Source organism: Niallia sp. Kr1, from assembly GCF_050389805.1.
GTDB lineage: Bacteria > Bacillota > Bacilli > Bacillales > Cytobacillaceae > Bacillus_BD.
The window spans coordinates 4,594,461-4,611,546 of sequence record NZ_CP130945.1 but is presented as its reverse complement, the minus strand read 5'-3'; the positions used below and the strand labels follow the sequence as shown (position 1 = coordinate 4,611,546).

The window sequence follows — 17,086 nt, the reverse complement described above, 5'->3', positions numbered from 1 at the left end:
GTTATCATAAAAATATTGTTGTAAAGTGTTGAAAATTAGGGGGGGAGTACAATGATTGATATCCATTGTCATATATTGCCGGGGATCGACGATGGGGCACAAAGTGTTTCTGAGTCTATTGACATGGCTAAAGAGGCAGTACGTGAAGGGATTACGACGATCATTGCTACTCCCCATAAAAATAGTCAGTATAACAATGAAAAACGGGATATTTTAGATGGGGTGTCCCAGTTAAATAAAACTCTATCTGAACAAGGAATTCCATTAACGATTTTACCAGGACAGGAAGTTCGTATATATGGAGAAGTTATACAAGATTATCTTACGGGTGGAAAAATTCTCCCTTTAAATGAAACCGATTATCTTTTTGTTGAATTTCCGTCTAGCAGTGTTCCTCGGTATGCAGAGCGATTATTTTATGAGCTACAAACAGAAGGGCTGATTCCGGTTATTGTTCATCCTGAACGAAATCAGGAAATCATCCAGAATCCAAATCTATTATTTAAGTTAATCAATAACGGAGCGTTATCTCAGGTGACAGCAGGAAGTTTGTCTGGATATTTTGGGAAAAAAATTAAAAAGTTCTCCGAACAATTGATCGAAGCGAATTTAACTCACTTTATTGCATCGGATGCTCATAATGTGCATAATCGTACGTTTAAAATGGTAGAAGCAATGGATGCTGTGGAAAAGAAGTATGGGTTAGACACCGTCTATATGTTTAGGGAAAATGCAGAGCTACTTGTACAGGGAAAATATGTTTATAAAGAAATCCCGCAGCAGATACAGCGTAAGAAAATTTTGGGACTATTTTAATGATATTGTGATATTTATAACATAATGTTAGATACATTTTGTGTATATTTAGGAGATTAATAAATTAAATCTATCTACAAAAAACTTTATCGATATGGGAATAAAGTTTGCATAGATATAAATTGGGGTATTCATCATTACCGAATCTACCCTATTTATATGAAGAAGTTTTATTCTTTATAAAAGAAGATAGTATTTGGCGATGTCTCCTGCCCATTATCCATGGAGGCACTCGGTTGCGCTGTGGGACTTTTTTCATAGAGTCCTTAGACACTTGTTGTCGGGAGCGTGATGTGAGGGTGGGTTCGATGCCCGATTAATTATTATCCCTAATATGTCTGATACTTTGAATATTTAGTAAGAAGAATATAAGGTTCATTAATACTGGTGCCTGGGACCTTATGGTTTATAAGTTTGAAAAAGCACGTTATATACCTTCAAACAAAGAGTTGTAAAACAAGAGGTGCCTTTGCACTCACTAATATAAAAAACTAAGCCATGCACCAATAACCAAAACTAGTGTTTAACCAGAATATATATCCTGTGATGTATATTGTCGTTAAACACTATTTTTATTTTAATAGATATCATTTTTAAAAAGAGGGAGTTGCGAATGAGTTATAAAAAACGAATTCCGTTTCTAGTTGCTTTGGATTCTTTGATTGTATTAACATCTATTTTTATCGGTTATTTGTTTTTAAACCCAACTATGAAAGTATATACTGAGCCGATGATATGGGTGAGTGCTATTTCATTGTTAATCAGCCATCATTTATTTGCTTCTATTTATCATCTATATCAAAAAGCGTGGCAGTATGCTAGTGTTGGAGAATTAATTGCAATTGTAAAAGCTGTTACATTCGCCATTGCGGTAACGGCAGTTGTTCAATCGATCTTTGGACATAATGTCTATTTCCGTGTATTAGGAATTACGTGGATGTTACATATCCTTTTAATAGGAGGATCTCGTTTTTCGTGGCGGATGTTCCGGGATCATTATATTACCCCAAACCCAAATCGGAAACGGACGTTGATAGTTGGTGCCGGATCTGCTGGGACGATGGTGGCAAGACAGTTGTTAAAAAATAATGATGCCGATTTGTATCCAGTTGCGTTTGTTGATGATGATCCATTTAAGTATAAATTGCAAATTTATGGGCTTGATGTAAAAGGGAGAACTGAAGATATACCTAGTATTGTTGAAAAAAATAAGGTTGAAAATATCATCATTGCGATTCCATCTTTAACCAAAAAAGAAATGAAAAGGATTTATGACCAATGTTCGCAAACCAAAGCGAAAACAAAGATTCTCCCGTTAATAGAAGATCTAGTGACGGGCAAACTTTCTGTTAGTCAAATTCGTGATGTGGAAGTTGAGGACTTGCTCGGTCGGGAGCCAATTGAGTTAGATATGGAAAGTATTTCAGAGAAGCTGACAGGAAAAATCGTTCTTGTGACAGGCGCTGGGGGATCGATTGGTTCAGAAATCTGTCGGCAGATTTCAAGGTTTTCTCCGAGTAAATTGCTTTTGTTAGGTCATGGGGAAAATAGTATTTATACGATCGATATGGAATTGCGCAAACAGTATGAAAATGAGTTCGAAATCACTCCGATTATTGCTGATGTTCAGGACCGAGAGCGGATTTTTGATTTAATGGCAGAGTATAAGCCAGATGTGGTGTATCATGCGGCAGCGCATAAGCATGTCCCGTTGATGGAGTATAATCCAACAGAGGCTGTGAAGAATAATATTTTTGGGACTCGTAATGTGGCGGAAGCAGCTGATGCTTTTGGAGTGAAGAACTTTGTTCTTATCTCGACTGATAAGGCTGTGAATCCTCCGAATGTGATGGGGGCTACGAAGCGGTTTGCTGAGATGATTATTCAAAACTTGGCGAAGGAGAGTAAGACAAAGTTTGTTGCGGTACGTTTTGGGAATGTGCTTGGGAGTCGAGGGAGTGTGATTCCACTGTTTAAAAAGCAGATTCAAGCTGGTGGGCCTGTGACGGTGACGCATCCTGATATTACTAGATACTTCATGACAATACCTGAAGCCTCACGGCTTGTGATTCAGGCTGGGGCGCTTGCTCGTGGTGGCGAAGTGTTTGTCTTAGATATGGGTGAACCGGTTAAAATTGTGGACCTTGCTAAGAACTTGATCACCCTTTCGGGTTACTCGGTTGAGGAGATTGGAATTCGGTTTTCAGGACTTCGTCCTGGGGAGAAGATGTATGAGGAATTGTTGAATGAAAATGAAGTGCAAAAGGAGCAGGTGTTTCCTAAAATTTTTATTGGGAAGGCAGAGCCTATGGGGAAACGTGAACTTTATGAGGTTGTTGAGGCTCTCTTGGACCAGACTCCTGGTGAGATGAAGGAAACTCTTGTGGGGATTGCTAATACTAAGTTTAGTGAAACGAAGTCGTTGGTAAGTAGTATGTAATATTTTATGTTAAGAAGTAGTTCAAGTTTATAGAATTACTTCTTAACAATTTTTTCTTTTAAAGTTTAGTAGAGTAGGAGTTAAATGGAATTCTTAATATTTATATCCAACTAAGTCCTATTCTACTAAGTTAAAATAAATTAAATGTGGGGTGTAGAATAGTGTATATGAAGATAAAAAGATTGATTGATATAATTCTTTCTTTAACTGGACTTATTGTTTTATCACCTATTTTCTTGATTCTAATTCTTGCAATTAAACTTGATTCAAGGGGTCCAGTATTATTTAAGCAGAAACGTGTTGGGTTAAATAAAGTGCACTTCAACATTTTAAAGTTCCGGACAATGAGAATAGACACTCCTAAAGATACTCCTACACATTTGTTAGAGAATCCAGATCAATATATTACAAAAATGGGTAAGTTTTTGAGAAAAACTTCTCTTGATGAACTTCCACAGATTTGGAATATATTTGTTGGACAGATGAGTATTATTGGCCCAAGACCTGCTCTTTGGAATCAATATGATTTGATTGCTGAGAGAGATAAATATTGCGCTAATGATGTACGACCGGGCTTAACAGGATGGGCACAGATTAATGGTAGAGATGAACTCCCCATTGATGTAAAGGCGAAGCTGGATGGTGAGTATATTATAAAGATTAGTTTTTGGATGGATGTTAAGTGTTTCTTTGGAACAATTGTAAGTGTTGTTAAAAGTGATGGGGTTGTTGAAGGTGGAACTGGTGTTAATAGGGGAGTTGAAGGTAATAAGTTGACAGGCTCTTCTAGAAAGTAAACATGTTGAGGTGGAGAAATTAATGTTATTGGTTACAGGAATTACAGGACATAGTGGCAAGTATTTCTTGAAAGAGCTTATTAAAAACAAATACCAAGGTCCTATTCGTTGTATTATCCGGGAAAATTCTGATACATCATTGATTGATAATTCAGGGCTAAACATAGAAAAGGTAATTGGAGATTTAGAAGATCAAGAGTTTATGAATAAGGCTATGATAGGTATTACTACTGTCATGCACATAGCATCTATCTTTTACTCAGATACTTTAATGAGAGCAGCTATTAAGAACGATGTTAAGAGAGCTATTCTAGTTCATACAACTGGCATTTATTCAAAATATAAGAGTGCGTCAGAAGAATATAAGATTATTGAAGAAAATATTGAAAGAATTATAAAAGAAAACAATTCAAAAATAGGACTTATCTTTTTACGACCTACAATGATTTATGGATACATCAATGATAGAAATATGGTTGTTTTTATAAAAATGGTTGATAAATTAAGGTTATTTCCGGTTATTAATCAAGGTAGGAATCTCTTGCAACCTGTTAATGGAAGAGATTTAGGAAAAGCGTACTTTCAGGTATTAATGAATTCAAATATTATAAGTGGAGATTATATTTTATCTGGTGAAAGACCTATTTCAATGAAGGAATTGTTTATTTTGATTAGTAAGATTTTGGATAAGAAGACTACTTTTATTAGTGTACCTTTAGCATTAGGTGTTTTTATGGCTAGGGTTCTAAAAATCTGCTCCCTTGGAAAAGTTGACTATATTGAGAAGGTTCAGAGAATGGGAGAAGATAGAAGCTTTTCACATGAATGTGCTACTAAAGATTTCAGTTATCAACCCATGCCCTTATCTGAGGGATTAAAACTTGAAATTGAAGAATATTTAAAAAAGGTTCAATAGAATTTGGAGGCTAATTTTAAATGAAAATCTTGGTTGTCTGCCAATATTACTATCCGGAACCTTTTCGTATTTCAGATATATGTGAATCCTTAGTACAAATGGGATATGATGTAACAGTACTTACTGGTCTGCCCAATTATCCAGAGGGTCAAGTACTTGATGGTTACCGGTATGGTAAAAATAGGAACGAAGTGTTAAATGGTGTAAAAGTCATCCGCAGTTTTGAAATAGGTCGTGGAAATAGTAAGTTAAGGCTCTTCTTAAACTATTTTAGCTTTGCCGTCTCGGGATCGATTAAGGCGTTTTTTATGAAAGAAAAGTTTGATGTAATATTAGTTAATCAACTTTCGCCTGTAATGATGGGTATTCCAGCAATTGTTTATAAAAGGAAGCATAAGAAAAAGATTTTACTATATTGCCTAGATCTTTGGCCTGATAGTCTAGCTGCTGGTGGAATTAAAGAAGATTCAATAATTTATAAGTTTTTTCTAAAGATATCCAAATGGATTTATAACTCAGCAGATTCCATAGCAGTCACTTCTAGTATGTTTAAAGAATATTTTAGGAGTACTTTTGGATTGTATAATAAGGAAATAAATCATCTACCGCAATATGCTGAAGATTTATTTACTGATATTATCGAAGTTTCTAAAGATGATAAATATAATTTTGTTTTTGCCGGAAATATTGGTGATGTGCAGAGTGTAGAAACGATAATCAAAGCAGCTAATGAGTTACGTGAACACTCTAATATTACTTTTCATATAGTTGGTGACGGATCTAAATTAGAGGAATGCAAATTACTGACCAATAAATTGGGGTTAGATAACATTATATACTATGGTAGAAGACCTCTTAGTGAAATGCCACATTATTATGGATTGGCAGATGCAATGTTAATTACTCTTAAAGATAACAAGACTATTTCATATACATTGCCTGGTAAAGTGCAGTCTTATATGGCTGCTCGTAAACCGATTATCGGGGCTATTAATGGCGAAGGGAGCCATGTAATAAAAGAGGCTAACTGTGGATTATGCTGTTCTGCAGAGAATTATAAAGAGTTAGCTAAATTAATAATAGATTTTTGTAATAGTGATAAAAAAGAAAAAATGGCAAAAAACTCATATGATTATTACATTAAAAACTATAGTAAGAACAAATTTATATCAGAATTAGATAATATCTTAATTAAATTGGAGGACTAAAAAGATGTTTACAGATAAAACTTTACTTATAACTGGCGGGACAGGCTCATTCGGAAATGCTGTTATGGAAAGATTCTTAAATAGTGATATAAAGGAAATTCGTATTTTTTCCCGAGATGAAAAAAAGCAAGATGATATGAGAAAGCTTTATAAAAATGATAAATTAAAGTTCTATATTGGTGATGTAAGGGACCTTGCAAGTGTAAAAAATGCTATGCATGGTGTTGACTATATTTTCCATGCAGCAGCACTAAAACAAGTACCGTCTTGTGAATTTTTTCCTTTAGAAGCTGTAAAAACAAATATAATGGGTACAGATAATGTATTAACAGCTGCTATTGATTATGGGGTAAAAAAGGTAATCTGTCTTTCAACTGATAAAGCAGCTTATCCAATTAATGCTATGGGTATTTCAAAAGCAATGATGGAAAAAGTATTTGTTGCTAAATCTAAAATTGTTGATGCTGATCAGACACTTATTTGTGGAACTAGATATGGTAATGTGATGGCCTCACGTGGATCGGTTATTCCATTATTTATTGAACAAATTAAAAATGGACAGCCTTTAACGGTTACGGATCCTAATATGACAAGATTTCTTATGAGTTTAGAAGAGGCAGTTGAGTTAGTAGTATTTGCTTTCCAAAATGCTGAGGCAGGAGATATTATGGTTCAAAAATCTCCAGCTAGTACAATTGGTGATCTTGCTCAAGCGGTAAAGGAATTGTTTAATGCAAATAACGATATTAAAGTAATAGGCACTCGTCATGGAGAAAAGCGATTTGAAACTCTTCTTACTAGAGAGGAATATGTAGTAGCAGAGGATTTGGGTGGTTTCTATAGAGTACCTGCGGATCAAAGGGATCTTAACTATGATAAGTATTTTGCAGAAGGAAATCAAAAGCTTACTACTGTCGAAGAATATAATTCAGATAATACACAAATTTTAACGGTTGAACAAATTAAAGAGAAATTACTTGAGTTAGATTATGTCCAAGATGAGTTAAAGGAATGGAATAAAAAGATTCACGTAATGAACTAAAGGGTGGTAATAATTGATGAAAATTCTTGTTACGGGAGCGAAAGGATTTGTAGGGAAAAACCTTATCGCTGAACTTAAAAATAGAGGGTATAACGATATATTTGAGTTTACTAGGGAAAGTGATCCTTCATTACTTGATACCTACACAAAAAAATGTGACTTTGTATTTCATTTAGCAGGAGTAAACAGACCTAATGATGAGAGTGAATTTATGGAAGGTAATTATGGTTTAATTTCCAGTTTGTTAGAGTTATTAAAGAAAAATGGTAATAAATCTCCTATACTTATTACTTCATCTATTCAAGCGGAAAAGGATAACCCTTATGGTAGAAGTAAAAAGGCTGGAGAGGATTTATTATTTAATTATTGGAAAGAAACTGATGTAAAAGTCTATGTATATAGATTACCTAACTTATTTGGTAAATGGAGTAAGCCAAACTATAATACTGTGGTGGCAACTTATTGTCATAATATAGCTAGAGGTTTAGACATCCAGATCAACAATCCGGAAGCAGAGCTTAAACTTTGTTATATAGATGATGTGTTAGATGAATTTATAAAAGCGCTAGAGGGTAACCCGACTATACAGGATGATGATTATTGTGTTGTACCCGTAACACATATTATTAAACTTGGAGAATTAGCAGCTCTTATAAAAAGCTTTAGGGAAAGCAGAACAAATTTAAGCATTCCTAATATGGAAGACGCTATAACTAAGAAACTTTATAGTACGTATTTAAGCTTTTTACCAGAGGATCAGTTTTCTTATGACCTTAAAATGAATACTGATCATAGAGGATCTTTTACAGAATTTATAAGAACACCTGAGAGAGGGCAGGTTTCTATAAATGTTTCAAAACCTGGGATTACAAAAGGAAATCATTGGCATCATACTAAAAATGAAAAATTCTTAGTTGTTAGCGGAGAAGGTTTAATCCGATTTAGAAAGATTGACTCTAATGAATTTATTGAATATAGAGTGAGCGGAGAAAAACTACAGGTTGTTGATATTCCTACTGGATATACACATTCCATCGTAAATGTGGGAGAAAGTGATCTTGTAACGGTAATGTGGGCTAATGAATGCTTTGACTTAGAAAAACCGGATACTTATTTCTTGGAGGTATGATGAATGAAGAAATTAAAAGTTATGACAGTCGTTGGTACAAGACCTGAGATTATAAGACTATCAGCTGTGATTAATAAATTAGAAGAGTCAAATGCAATTGAACATATTCTTGTTCATACGGGCCAAAATTATGATTATGAATTAAATGAAGTTTTCTTTAAGAACTTTAATCTAAAAAAGCCAGATTACTTTCTTAACGCAGCAACAGGAACAGCGGTAGAAACAATTGGTAATATCTTAGTTAAAATAGATCCTATTATGGAAGAAGTTAAACCAGATGCGTTTTTAGTACTTGGAGATACTAATAGCTGTTTATGTGCTATTGCTGCAAAGAGAAGACATATTCCTATTTTTCATATGGAAGCAGGTAACAGATGCTTTGATGCAAGAGTACCAGAAGAAACGAATAGGAAAATAGTGGATCATACCGCTGATATAAATTTAACTTATAGTGATATTGCAAGGGAATATCTCCTTAGAGAGGGATTTCCATCAGATAGAATTATTAAAACTGGAAGCCCGATGTTTGAAGTTCTTAACTCTAGGAAAGATGATATTGAGAGGTCAGAAGTATTAGACAGATTAGGACTTGATGAAGGAAAGTATTTTGTAGTATCAGCACATAGAGAAGAAAACATTAATTCGGAAACTAACTTCATTGATTTAGTTGATAGTTTAAATGCCATTGCTGTGAAATACAATTTGCCTGTAATTGTTAGTACACATCCTAGAACTAGAAATATGATTAATGCTAAAGGAATAGAGTTTAATCCTTTAGTAAAAATAATGAAACCTTTGGGTTTTAATGATTATGTAAAACTTCAAACTAAGGCAAAAACTGTACTAAGTGATAGTGGTACGATTAGTGAAGAGTCTTCTATTCTGGGATTTAGAGCACTTAACATTAGGCAAGCCCACGAAAGACCAGAGGCAATGGAAGAAGCATCCGTGATGATGGTAGGATTGAGGAAAGAAAGAATCTTACAGGGGCTAGAAATTTTAGAAACTCAAGAAAAAGATACATTAAGACCTGTAGGGGATTATAGTATGCCTAATGTATCGGATAAAGTATTGAGGATAATATTGTCATATACAGATTATGTAAATAGGGTTGTTTGGGGGAAGGGTGAATAAAGTGAATTTGTATGAAGCGGTAAAAAATAAAAAAGAAAAAATTTCAGTTATTGGATTAGGATATGTTGGTATGCCTCTTGCTGTAGCATTTGCTAAAAAAGTAGAAGTGATTGGTTTTGATATTAATAAGAGAAAAATAGAATTCTATAGGAATGGGATAGACGTAACAAATGAAGTTGGTAATGAAGCATTAAAAGAAACTTCGGTAGCTTTTACTAGCGATGAGGAAAAATTAAAGGACTGTAAATTTCATATTGTTGCTGTACCGACTCCTGTAAATTCAAACAAAATTCCAGATCTTTCTCCTGTAATTGGAGCAAGTAAAACAGTAGGTCGTAATTTAACAAAAGGTTCGATCGTTGTTTATGAATCAACTGTTTATCCTGGAGTGACCGAAGATATTTGTATTCCAATATTGGAAAAAGAATCTGGATTAAAATATGGACAGGACTTTAAAGTTGGTTATTCTCCTGAGCGAATAAACCCCGGTGATAAAGTCCATAGACTTGAAACTATTGTGAAAGTTGTTTCAGGTATGGATGATGAGTCGCTAGATATAATTGCAAATACTTATGAATTAATCATCGAAGCAGGGGTTCATCGTGCAGAAAGTATAAAAGTTGCTGAAGCAGCTAAGGTTATTGAGAACTCTCAAAGAGATATAAACATTGCCTTTATGAATGAGTTATCTATGGTATTTAATAAGATGGGAATAGATACAAAGGCTGTACTAGAGGCTGCAGGTACAAAGTGGAATTTTTTAAATTTTTCTCCAGGCTTAGTTGGTGGTCATTGCATTGGTGTAGATCCTTACTATTTTATTTATAAGGCGGAGGAATTAGGCTATCATTCGCAAATTATTCTTTCTGGTAGAAAGATTAATGATGATATGGGAAAGTATGTAGCCGAAAATATTATTAAAAGTATGATAAAGGCTGATAAACAAATTAAGGGATCTAGAGTAGGTATATTTGGTCTAGCATTTAAGGAGAATTGTCCAGATGTTAGAAATACAAAAGTAACAGATATCATCGATGAACTTAATGATTACGGTGTGGAAGTTATGGTAGTAGACCCATTAGTTGATCAAAAAGAAGTATTTGAGGAATATGGAATCAAATTATATAGTGTGGAAGAATTAAAAGGTTTGGATGCTGTGGTTTTTGCAGTGCCACATGATTGTTTTAGAAAAATGAATTTAGAAGATATACGACAGTTCTATAAAGATGAGGTTCCAAATTTCGATCTTATTAATAACGAGGTAGCCGCAGCTTTAGAGGAGCCTAAAACAATAAAAAGAACTTCAAGTTCACTTGTCTTAACTGATATAAAAGGAATTTTTAATAAAAAGAGAGCAGAAGAGCTAGGTTATTTATATTGGAGACTATAGTCAATCATTATTATTTTAGTATATATATATTAAACTTTCAAAAAAATTAATGTTAAATACCGGTCTATAAGGAGATCAGTAATTCGTGGATAAAATAAATAATAAGATAAAAATTCTAACATTTAACGGAACTTATTTACCTGGATATAAAGCAGGTGGACCAATTAGAAGTATTGCAAATATGGCAGATAGATTAAAAGATTCTTTTGATTTTTATATAGTAACGCAGGATAGAGATTTCTGTGACCTTCAGCCTTATCAGGGAATTAAAGTTGATGAATGGAATAAGGTTAGGAATGAAATGGTATTTTATCATTCTTCGGAAAATGCAACTATTAAGAATATGAAAGAAATTATTAGTGATTTGGATTTTGATATTGTGTATTTGAATGGTTTTTTTTCGGAGTATACTATTCGGTATTTGCTATTACGTAAATTAAAATTAATTCCAAATACTCCAGTAATAATACTTCCAAGGGGAGATTTATCAAATGGAGCTTTAAATTTAAAAAGACTGAAAAAGCGACTCTATATAAACTTAGTTAAATTTTTGGGATTATATAAAAATTTATTATGGCAAGCTACAAGTGATTCTGAAGTTCAGGATATAAAAAATAACTTTAATAACAATCTTCCAATTGTAAAAGTTGGAAACTTATCAGCTTCACCTGCTCCTATTAACGAGGTAAAAGTAGTGAAGAAAAAATCGGGCTATTTGAAAATAATTTTTCTTTCAAGGATAACTGAAGTAAAAAATTTGAAATTTGCATTACATTTATTAAATGATTTAAACGGAAATATTGAATTTAATATATATGGTCCCATTTCAGATGTTGCATACTGGGAAGAGTGTCAGGAAATAATTAAAAATCTCCCACAGAATGTAACAGTTAATTATAATGGGAGTATTGATCATAATGAAGTAGACAGAGTCATGAAAGAAAATAATGTTTTGTTATTACCTACTTTTGGTGAAAACTTTGGTCATGTAATTGTAGAAGCTTTGTTTGCTGGCATTCCGGTATTAATAAGTGATAGAACACCTTGGAGAGAATTACAAAATTATTCTGTCGGATGGGACATTTCTTTAGAGGATTCAGAAGCATATAAAAAAAGATTACAATATCTTGTGGATTTAGAAGAAGGTGAATTTCTAAAGTTTAAAGATAGTACTATTAAGTATGTGAAAAAATTTATAGATTCTGATCAGAAAGTCGATGAACTGAAAAATTTATTTTATAGAGCATTGCAAGAAAAAAATTAAGTTGTTAAATGGGGTAAATGTTTATGATAAGTGTTCTCATACTAACATACAATGAGGAGAAAAATATAAAACAATGCTTAGAAAGTCTTGTGGATTTTAGTGATGACGTTTATATACTAGATTCGTATAGTGATGATAGGACAATTGATTATGCAAATTTATATTTAAACACTGATAAGATTCTTTATAGAAAATTTGATAATTATAGTAATCAAAGAAATTGGGCCTTAAGAAATATTAATTATAAATATGAATGGGTACTAATGCTTGATGCAGATGAGATTCTAACTGAAGAAGTTAAAATATCTATCGAAGAAAACTTAAAAAATGTTAAGGATAATGTAGTCGGATTTTCTATAAGGCTAAGGATGTATTTTTTAGATAAGTATTTAAGGTACAGACTCTGGCCTTTAAAACGAAAAACTATATATAGACATAAAGATGTAGAGTTTAAAAGAGATATAAATGAACATATTACTTCTATAAATCCTACAAGAGATGTATGGATGGAAATAGATGGTTATTTACTTCATAAGGATAATAAATCTTTACACGATTATTTAGCTAAACATAATCATTACAGTACTATGGAGGCTTTTAGAATATTAGAAGAAAGAAAAGAGCCAATTGACTGGAGAAATTTGAAAAATATGACCGAGATAAAAAAGGTATTCTATAGATTACCTTTTAGAAATATAGCTTATTTTTTATACCTATATATTTATAAGTTTGGATTTCTAGATGGTAAAACCGGTTTTCGTTTTATAATGACGAGAATTAATTATCAGTTTGATATAGATATTAAAATGAAAGAACTGCAGAAGAGACATATTTTAAAAGAAGACTATATATCTTTTAAAAAATAGTTTGTATTAAGGTACTATTAAATAATGAGGTGTTTGTCTAAATGCAAGTAAACAAATTAAAAGTATTGTTTTTAGTTAATATTCCTTCTCCTTATAGAGTTGATTTCTTTAATGAATTAGGCAAACACTGTGAACTAACTGTTTTGTTTGAAAGGGAAATAACAAATGAAAGAGACAAGTCTTGGTTAGGTAAAGACTTTAAAAATTTTAAAGCTGTCTTTTTAAAAGGGAAGAAAATTAGTAAAAATATATTTGTATGTATTGAAGTTATAAACTATATCCAGAAAAGGTTATTTGATGTTTTTGTTATTGGTGGTTATAGTACACCAACGGGAATGTTAGCAATTGAAGTATTAAAGATAAAAAAAATACCGTTTATTCTTAATTCCGATGGAGGGATTATGAAAATTGAGAATAAGGTCAAGTTTCTCATAAAAAAACATTTTATTAGTTCTGCTAGCAGTTGGTTAAGTACCGGTAAGCAAACCAATGAATATCTTGTTTACTACGGTGCAAAAACAGAGAATATATTTGTTTATCCATTCACATCATTGTTTAAAAAAGATCTCTTAGAAGACCTCGTAGATCAATTAACTAAGGAAAGAATTAAAGAAAAACTTAATATTAATCAAGAAAAAGTGATTTTATCAGTAGGAAGATTTATTAACATAAAGGGATTTGACATTCTTTTAAAAGCAAGTACTAAATTACCTCGGGAATATGGTATTTATATTATAGGAGGAGAACCTACTCAAGAATACCTTAGTATTATTAAAAAACTTAAAATTAATAATGTTCACTTTGTAGATTTTAAGACTAAAGATGTTTTGAAAATGTATTATATGGCTAGCGATATATTTGTTTTACCAACAAGAGGAGATGTATGGGGATTAGTTATCAACGAGGCTATGGCTTATGGTCTACCTGTTGTAACTACTGATAAATGCGTTGCGGGATTAGAATTAGTAAAAAACTATGAAAATGGATTTATTATTCCAGCTAATGATAGTGATACTCTTGCAAAATCAATACGAATTATTTTAGAAGATAATACGTTATTAAAAGATATGGCAAGAAATAATTTAATGAAAATAAGGTATTATACCATAGAAAATATGGCAAAAAAAACCAATGAGTTATTTAATTATATTATTAATAAAGAGAAATACAAAAAAGATTAATTATTTTTTTTAATACATGGGATAAATTAAAAAAATAATTATAAAAAAGGCAGGGATAATTGATATTTGTGATAACTTTATAGACATCTCTTAGTATAAATAGGGATAATTGCTATAAATAATTTTGCTTTAAGAAGGAAAAATTATTAATCTAGGTATTGCATTTGAGTGTGAAATAAGGAAGTGGTTCAATGACTAAATCAAGGCCCTTGAGCTCTACACATTGGTTAACAATGGATATTTTTTTGACAGTGCTGATATTTATTTATTGTATTAATTTTTTCAATGTGGGTGTATATGTCCCTTTGGTGACTTTACCCTTGGTTTTAATATACTTATTGAAAGGTAAATTTAGTAAGACTTTCTATTTAACTGCTTTTATATTATTTGGTTTCTTTATGACGTATTCAATTTTTTTGTATATATACCAATATAGCAGTAATATTTCAATATTAGGAAAGTTATTATATCCTACAATGTTTTTCATCATAGGTAATTTTTTGGTTGAAGAAGACTTAGATTATAAAAAAACATATAGAAGCTTATATACAATAATCATAGCATTCACTATTTATGGAGTTTTGAGTACACTAAAAGCAACATTGATATACGGAAATGGAAGTGTAACTGCTAGAGAGACGATTGGGAGAATTGGGGTGGATATTTGGACTAATAATTTTATTAGTGCCACTGCCCTTAATTCTTCTTTGGCTTTTGGCTTGTCATTACTTGCTATTCTATTTATTAAAGACAAATATTTACTTAACAGTAATAAGATAAAGTTAATAAGTTTTGTGTGTTTCTTTGCAAGTACTTATGCATTAATTCAATTAGGTAATAGAACTGGAATAATTATAATTATTTTGTCTTTTTTTATTACTTTATTATTCTCAGATAAACTAAATAAACGTAAACTAGTAAGCATACTACTAGTTATGTTAACATTCATTATATTGTCCTTTCTGTATAATATAAACACTTTTGGTATAAAATCTATAGTAGAAAATAGTTATATATTTAACCGTTTTAAAGAAACAAACTTAGAAGAAGACCCAAGAGTAGCGGCTTGGAAAGCTACATTTATAGGTTTATTCGAGAATCCTATGGGAGGAAAAGAAACATATACCCCGTTATTTTCTGCACATAATCTTTGGTTAGATGTTGGGTATGAGGCGGGTTTGATACCCTTTACACTACTTGTTGCATTTACACTTATATCATTAATCTCTGTGATCACAGTTATTAGGTTGGATTTTCCGCCACTATTAAAAGGATTAATTGTAGCCTTGTATTCTTCCTTTATTGCTACTTTTTTTGTAGAGCCTGTACTAATTGGGTTAAATGAATATTTCACTATTTTTTGCTTAATACTCGGTATAGTTCAACGGCTCATTTTTGATAAAAAAAACAAAAAACGCATTAGATATATAAAGTGAAAATAAATTGATGAATAAATGTAAAGAATAGTCAATAGTTGGTTAAATTATAGATTTTAATTCTTTTCGGATTTTTTTAAATGAATAAATTTCCATAGTTCTGTAAAATTTTTTTTGGATTAAAGCGCTCTATCGCTTAAATAGCTATTCTTAAATATAAAAGTTATTTAATACTGTTTAATCATCGTTATAACATATCATTATTAAGCTATCAAAAATTAAAGTACATGTTGAACAAAGTAAAATAATAAGAATTAAAAAGAACAGGTGAAAAGTAGAAAATGGAAATAATAATTCTTTCGAAATCATTAAAACAATTAAATGTTGATCTTGTCAATACTTCGAGTCAAGTATTTGAAATAGAATTTGCTAGATCATTATCACAATATGCAAAAGTAAGTATTATCTCATTACAAGCAAATATTAAAGAAGTAAATAAAGATATTTCTTTGTATCCTATTGAAAATGAAAAAAAAATGAAATATTGCATAAAAAAGGCTATTGAAAAAAACGGTCTTTTTATTGATAGAGAAAGGATAATGTTATTATTTGGCTATGATTACTTTATATTAAATAATTTAAGTTGGGTTTGTAAACAAAAAGAAGCGTACTTAATTTCATATACATTTGATACACATAAGGCAGCGCTTGAACATAAAAATAGAATTCGTCGTTTTCTCATTGACACTTATTTCCAATTGGGTATTAAGAAGTTAAATAGTATTGGAGGTATAATATTATTTAATGAAGAAGCATATAAAAGTCTTCATTTAAGCATACCTTACTTAATTAGTAAAGTGGGCATTAATAATAGTGAAATATCTCCTGTGGTTTATAAGAGAAATGAAAATAAATGTTTTAATATTGTATATGCTGGGTCACTAGAAAGATACAATGGTATTGACGAAATGATCAGTGCAATAAAGCTACTACCATTAAAAAATATTTTCTTAAATATATATGGGGATGGTACATTAAAAAATGAAGTAATCAGGAAATCTGCAGATGATCCAAGAATTCATTATAGAGGAATAATACCAAGAGGGGAATTAGATATTGTTATTGAAAATGCAGATTTATTATTAAACTTAAGGGATACTAAACATCTCGTATCTAAATTTGCCTTTCCATCCAAACTTATACAATATTTATCTAGTGGAATTCCAGTATTATCTACGAGTGTTCTTAAGGATAGTACATTCAATAATGTAGCCTTTGTAATTGATGAATTATCTTCAGAAAAAATAAGTGATATGATATTTTACATTGTAGAAAATCCAGATGAACAACAAAAACGTTCAATGTTGGCAAAAGACTATATTAGAAAGAACTTCCTTTGGGATAATGTAATAAAAGATGTTTATGATTTTCTCAGAAAAATAAGTCAGTCTTCGTAAATGAAAATAATAAAATAATCTATTATTCCGAATTAAGCCATATAAAATGTTAGAAATTTAACAAATTTCT

General features: G+C 31.4%; 14 protein-coding genes. All 14 read left to right on the top strand.

What is annotated here, in order from left to right:
• Positions 1 to 51 precede the first annotated feature (51 nt).
• Positions 52 to 816, top strand: coding sequence for a tyrosine-protein phosphatase (locus tag Q5760_RS22680; RefSeq protein WP_428909817.1), 765 nt, complete (start codon positions 52 to 54; stop codon positions 814 to 816).
• Positions 817 to 1,429: 613 nt separating this feature from the next.
• Entirely contained in the window at positions 1,430 to 3,256 is a 1,827-nt protein-coding gene (locus Q5760_RS22675; protein ID WP_428909816.1) for a polysaccharide biosynthesis protein, read from the top strand.
• A 161-nt stretch (positions 3,257 to 3,417) separates the two neighbouring features.
• Positions 3,418 to 4,053, top strand: a complete 636-nt coding sequence (locus tag Q5760_RS22670; RefSeq protein ID WP_428909815.1) for a sugar transferase — start codon at positions 3,418 to 3,420, stop codon at positions 4,051 to 4,053.
• Positions 4,054 to 4,075: 22 nt separating this feature from the next.
• Positions 4,076 to 4,969 carry an SDR family oxidoreductase gene (locus Q5760_RS22665; protein ID WP_428909814.1) on the top strand — a complete coding sequence of 298 codons (894 nt, stop codon included), beginning with the start codon at positions 4,076 to 4,078 and terminating at the stop codon, positions 4,967 to 4,969.
• Positions 4,970 to 4,989: 20 nt separating this feature from the next.
• Positions 4,990 to 6,177, top strand: a complete 1,188-nt coding sequence (locus tag Q5760_RS22660) for a glycosyltransferase family 4 protein (protein ID WP_428909813.1) — start codon at positions 4,990 to 4,992, stop codon at positions 6,175 to 6,177.
• A gap of 4 nt (positions 6,178 to 6,181) precedes the next feature.
• Positions 6,182 to 7,219, top strand: a complete 1,038-nt coding sequence (locus Q5760_RS22655; protein WP_428909812.1) for a polysaccharide biosynthesis protein — start codon at positions 6,182 to 6,184, stop codon at positions 7,217 to 7,219.
• A gap of 16 nt (positions 7,220 to 7,235) precedes the next feature.
• Positions 7,236 to 8,348 (top strand): capsular polysaccharide biosynthesis protein CapF, encoded by a 1,113-nt coding sequence (locus Q5760_RS22650; RefSeq protein ID WP_428909811.1) that lies wholly within the window; start codon positions 7,236 to 7,238, stop codon positions 8,346 to 8,348.
• A gap of 3 nt (positions 8,349 to 8,351) precedes the next feature.
• Entirely contained in the window at positions 8,352 to 9,482 is a 1,131-nt protein-coding gene (gene wecB, locus Q5760_RS22645) for a non-hydrolyzing UDP-N-acetylglucosamine 2-epimerase (RefSeq protein ID WP_428909810.1), read from the top strand.
• 1 nt (position 9,483) lies between these two features.
• Complete coding sequence (locus tag Q5760_RS22640) at positions 9,484 to 10,872, top strand: nucleotide sugar dehydrogenase (protein WP_428912664.1); 1,389 nt, start codon at positions 9,484 to 9,486, stop codon at positions 10,870 to 10,872.
• An 85-nt stretch (positions 10,873 to 10,957) separates the two neighbouring features.
• Positions 10,958 to 12,136 carry a glycosyltransferase family 4 protein gene (locus tag Q5760_RS22635; RefSeq protein WP_428909809.1) on the top strand — a complete coding sequence of 393 codons (1,179 nt, stop codon included), beginning with the start codon at positions 10,958 to 10,960 and terminating at the stop codon, positions 12,134 to 12,136.
• Between the two features lie 23 nt (positions 12,137 to 12,159).
• Positions 12,160 to 13,002, top strand: a complete 843-nt coding sequence (locus Q5760_RS22630; protein ID WP_428909808.1) for a glycosyltransferase family 2 protein — start codon at positions 12,160 to 12,162, stop codon at positions 13,000 to 13,002.
• Between the two features lie 41 nt (positions 13,003 to 13,043).
• A complete protein-coding gene (locus tag Q5760_RS22625; RefSeq protein WP_428909807.1) occupies positions 13,044 to 14,183 on the top strand; it encodes a glycosyltransferase family 4 protein in 1,140 nt (379 codons plus the stop codon).
• 191 nt (positions 14,184 to 14,374) lie between these two features.
• Positions 14,375 to 15,619, top strand: coding sequence for an O-antigen ligase family protein (locus Q5760_RS22620; RefSeq protein WP_428909806.1), 1,245 nt, complete (start codon positions 14,375 to 14,377; stop codon positions 15,617 to 15,619).
• A 281-nt stretch (positions 15,620 to 15,900) separates the two neighbouring features.
• A complete protein-coding gene (locus Q5760_RS22615) occupies positions 15,901 to 17,016 on the top strand; it encodes a glycosyltransferase family 4 protein (RefSeq protein WP_428909805.1) in 1,116 nt (371 codons plus the stop codon).
• Positions 17,017 to 17,086 lie beyond the last annotated feature (70 nt).

Bases quoted from the DNA above. Each gene is read 5' to 3' on its own strand.
- Q5760_RS22680 (WP_428909817.1), top strand. From the start codon at position 52: ATGATTGATATCCATTGTCATATATTGCCGGGGATCGACGATGGGGCA.
- Q5760_RS22675 (WP_428909816.1), top strand. From the start codon at position 1,430: ATGAGTTATAAAAAACGAATTCCGTTTCTAGTTGCTTTGGATTCTTTG.
- Q5760_RS22665 (WP_428909814.1), top strand. From the start codon at position 4,076: ATGTTATTGGTTACAGGAATTACAGGACATAGTGGCAAGTATTTCTTG.
- Q5760_RS22660 (WP_428909813.1), top strand. From the start codon at position 4,990: ATGAAAATCTTGGTTGTCTGCCAATATTACTATCCGGAACCTTTTCGT.
- Q5760_RS22655 (WP_428909812.1), top strand. From the start codon at position 6,182: ATGTTTACAGATAAAACTTTACTTATAACTGGCGGGACAGGCTCATTC.
- Q5760_RS22650 (WP_428909811.1), top strand. From the start codon at position 7,236: ATGAAAATTCTTGTTACGGGAGCGAAAGGATTTGTAGGGAAAAACCTT.
- wecB (WP_428909810.1), top strand. From the start codon at position 8,352: ATGAAGAAATTAAAAGTTATGACAGTCGTTGGTACAAGACCTGAGATT.
- Q5760_RS22630 (WP_428909808.1), top strand. From the start codon at position 12,160: ATGATAAGTGTTCTCATACTAACATACAATGAGGAGAAAAATATAAAA.
- Q5760_RS22625 (WP_428909807.1), top strand. From the start codon at position 13,044: ATGCAAGTAAACAAATTAAAAGTATTGTTTTTAGTTAATATTCCTTCT.
- Q5760_RS22620 (WP_428909806.1), top strand. From the start codon at position 14,375: ATGACTAAATCAAGGCCCTTGAGCTCTACACATTGGTTAACAATGGAT.
- Q5760_RS22615 (WP_428909805.1), top strand. From the start codon at position 15,901: ATGGAAATAATAATTCTTTCGAAATCATTAAAACAATTAAATGTTGAT.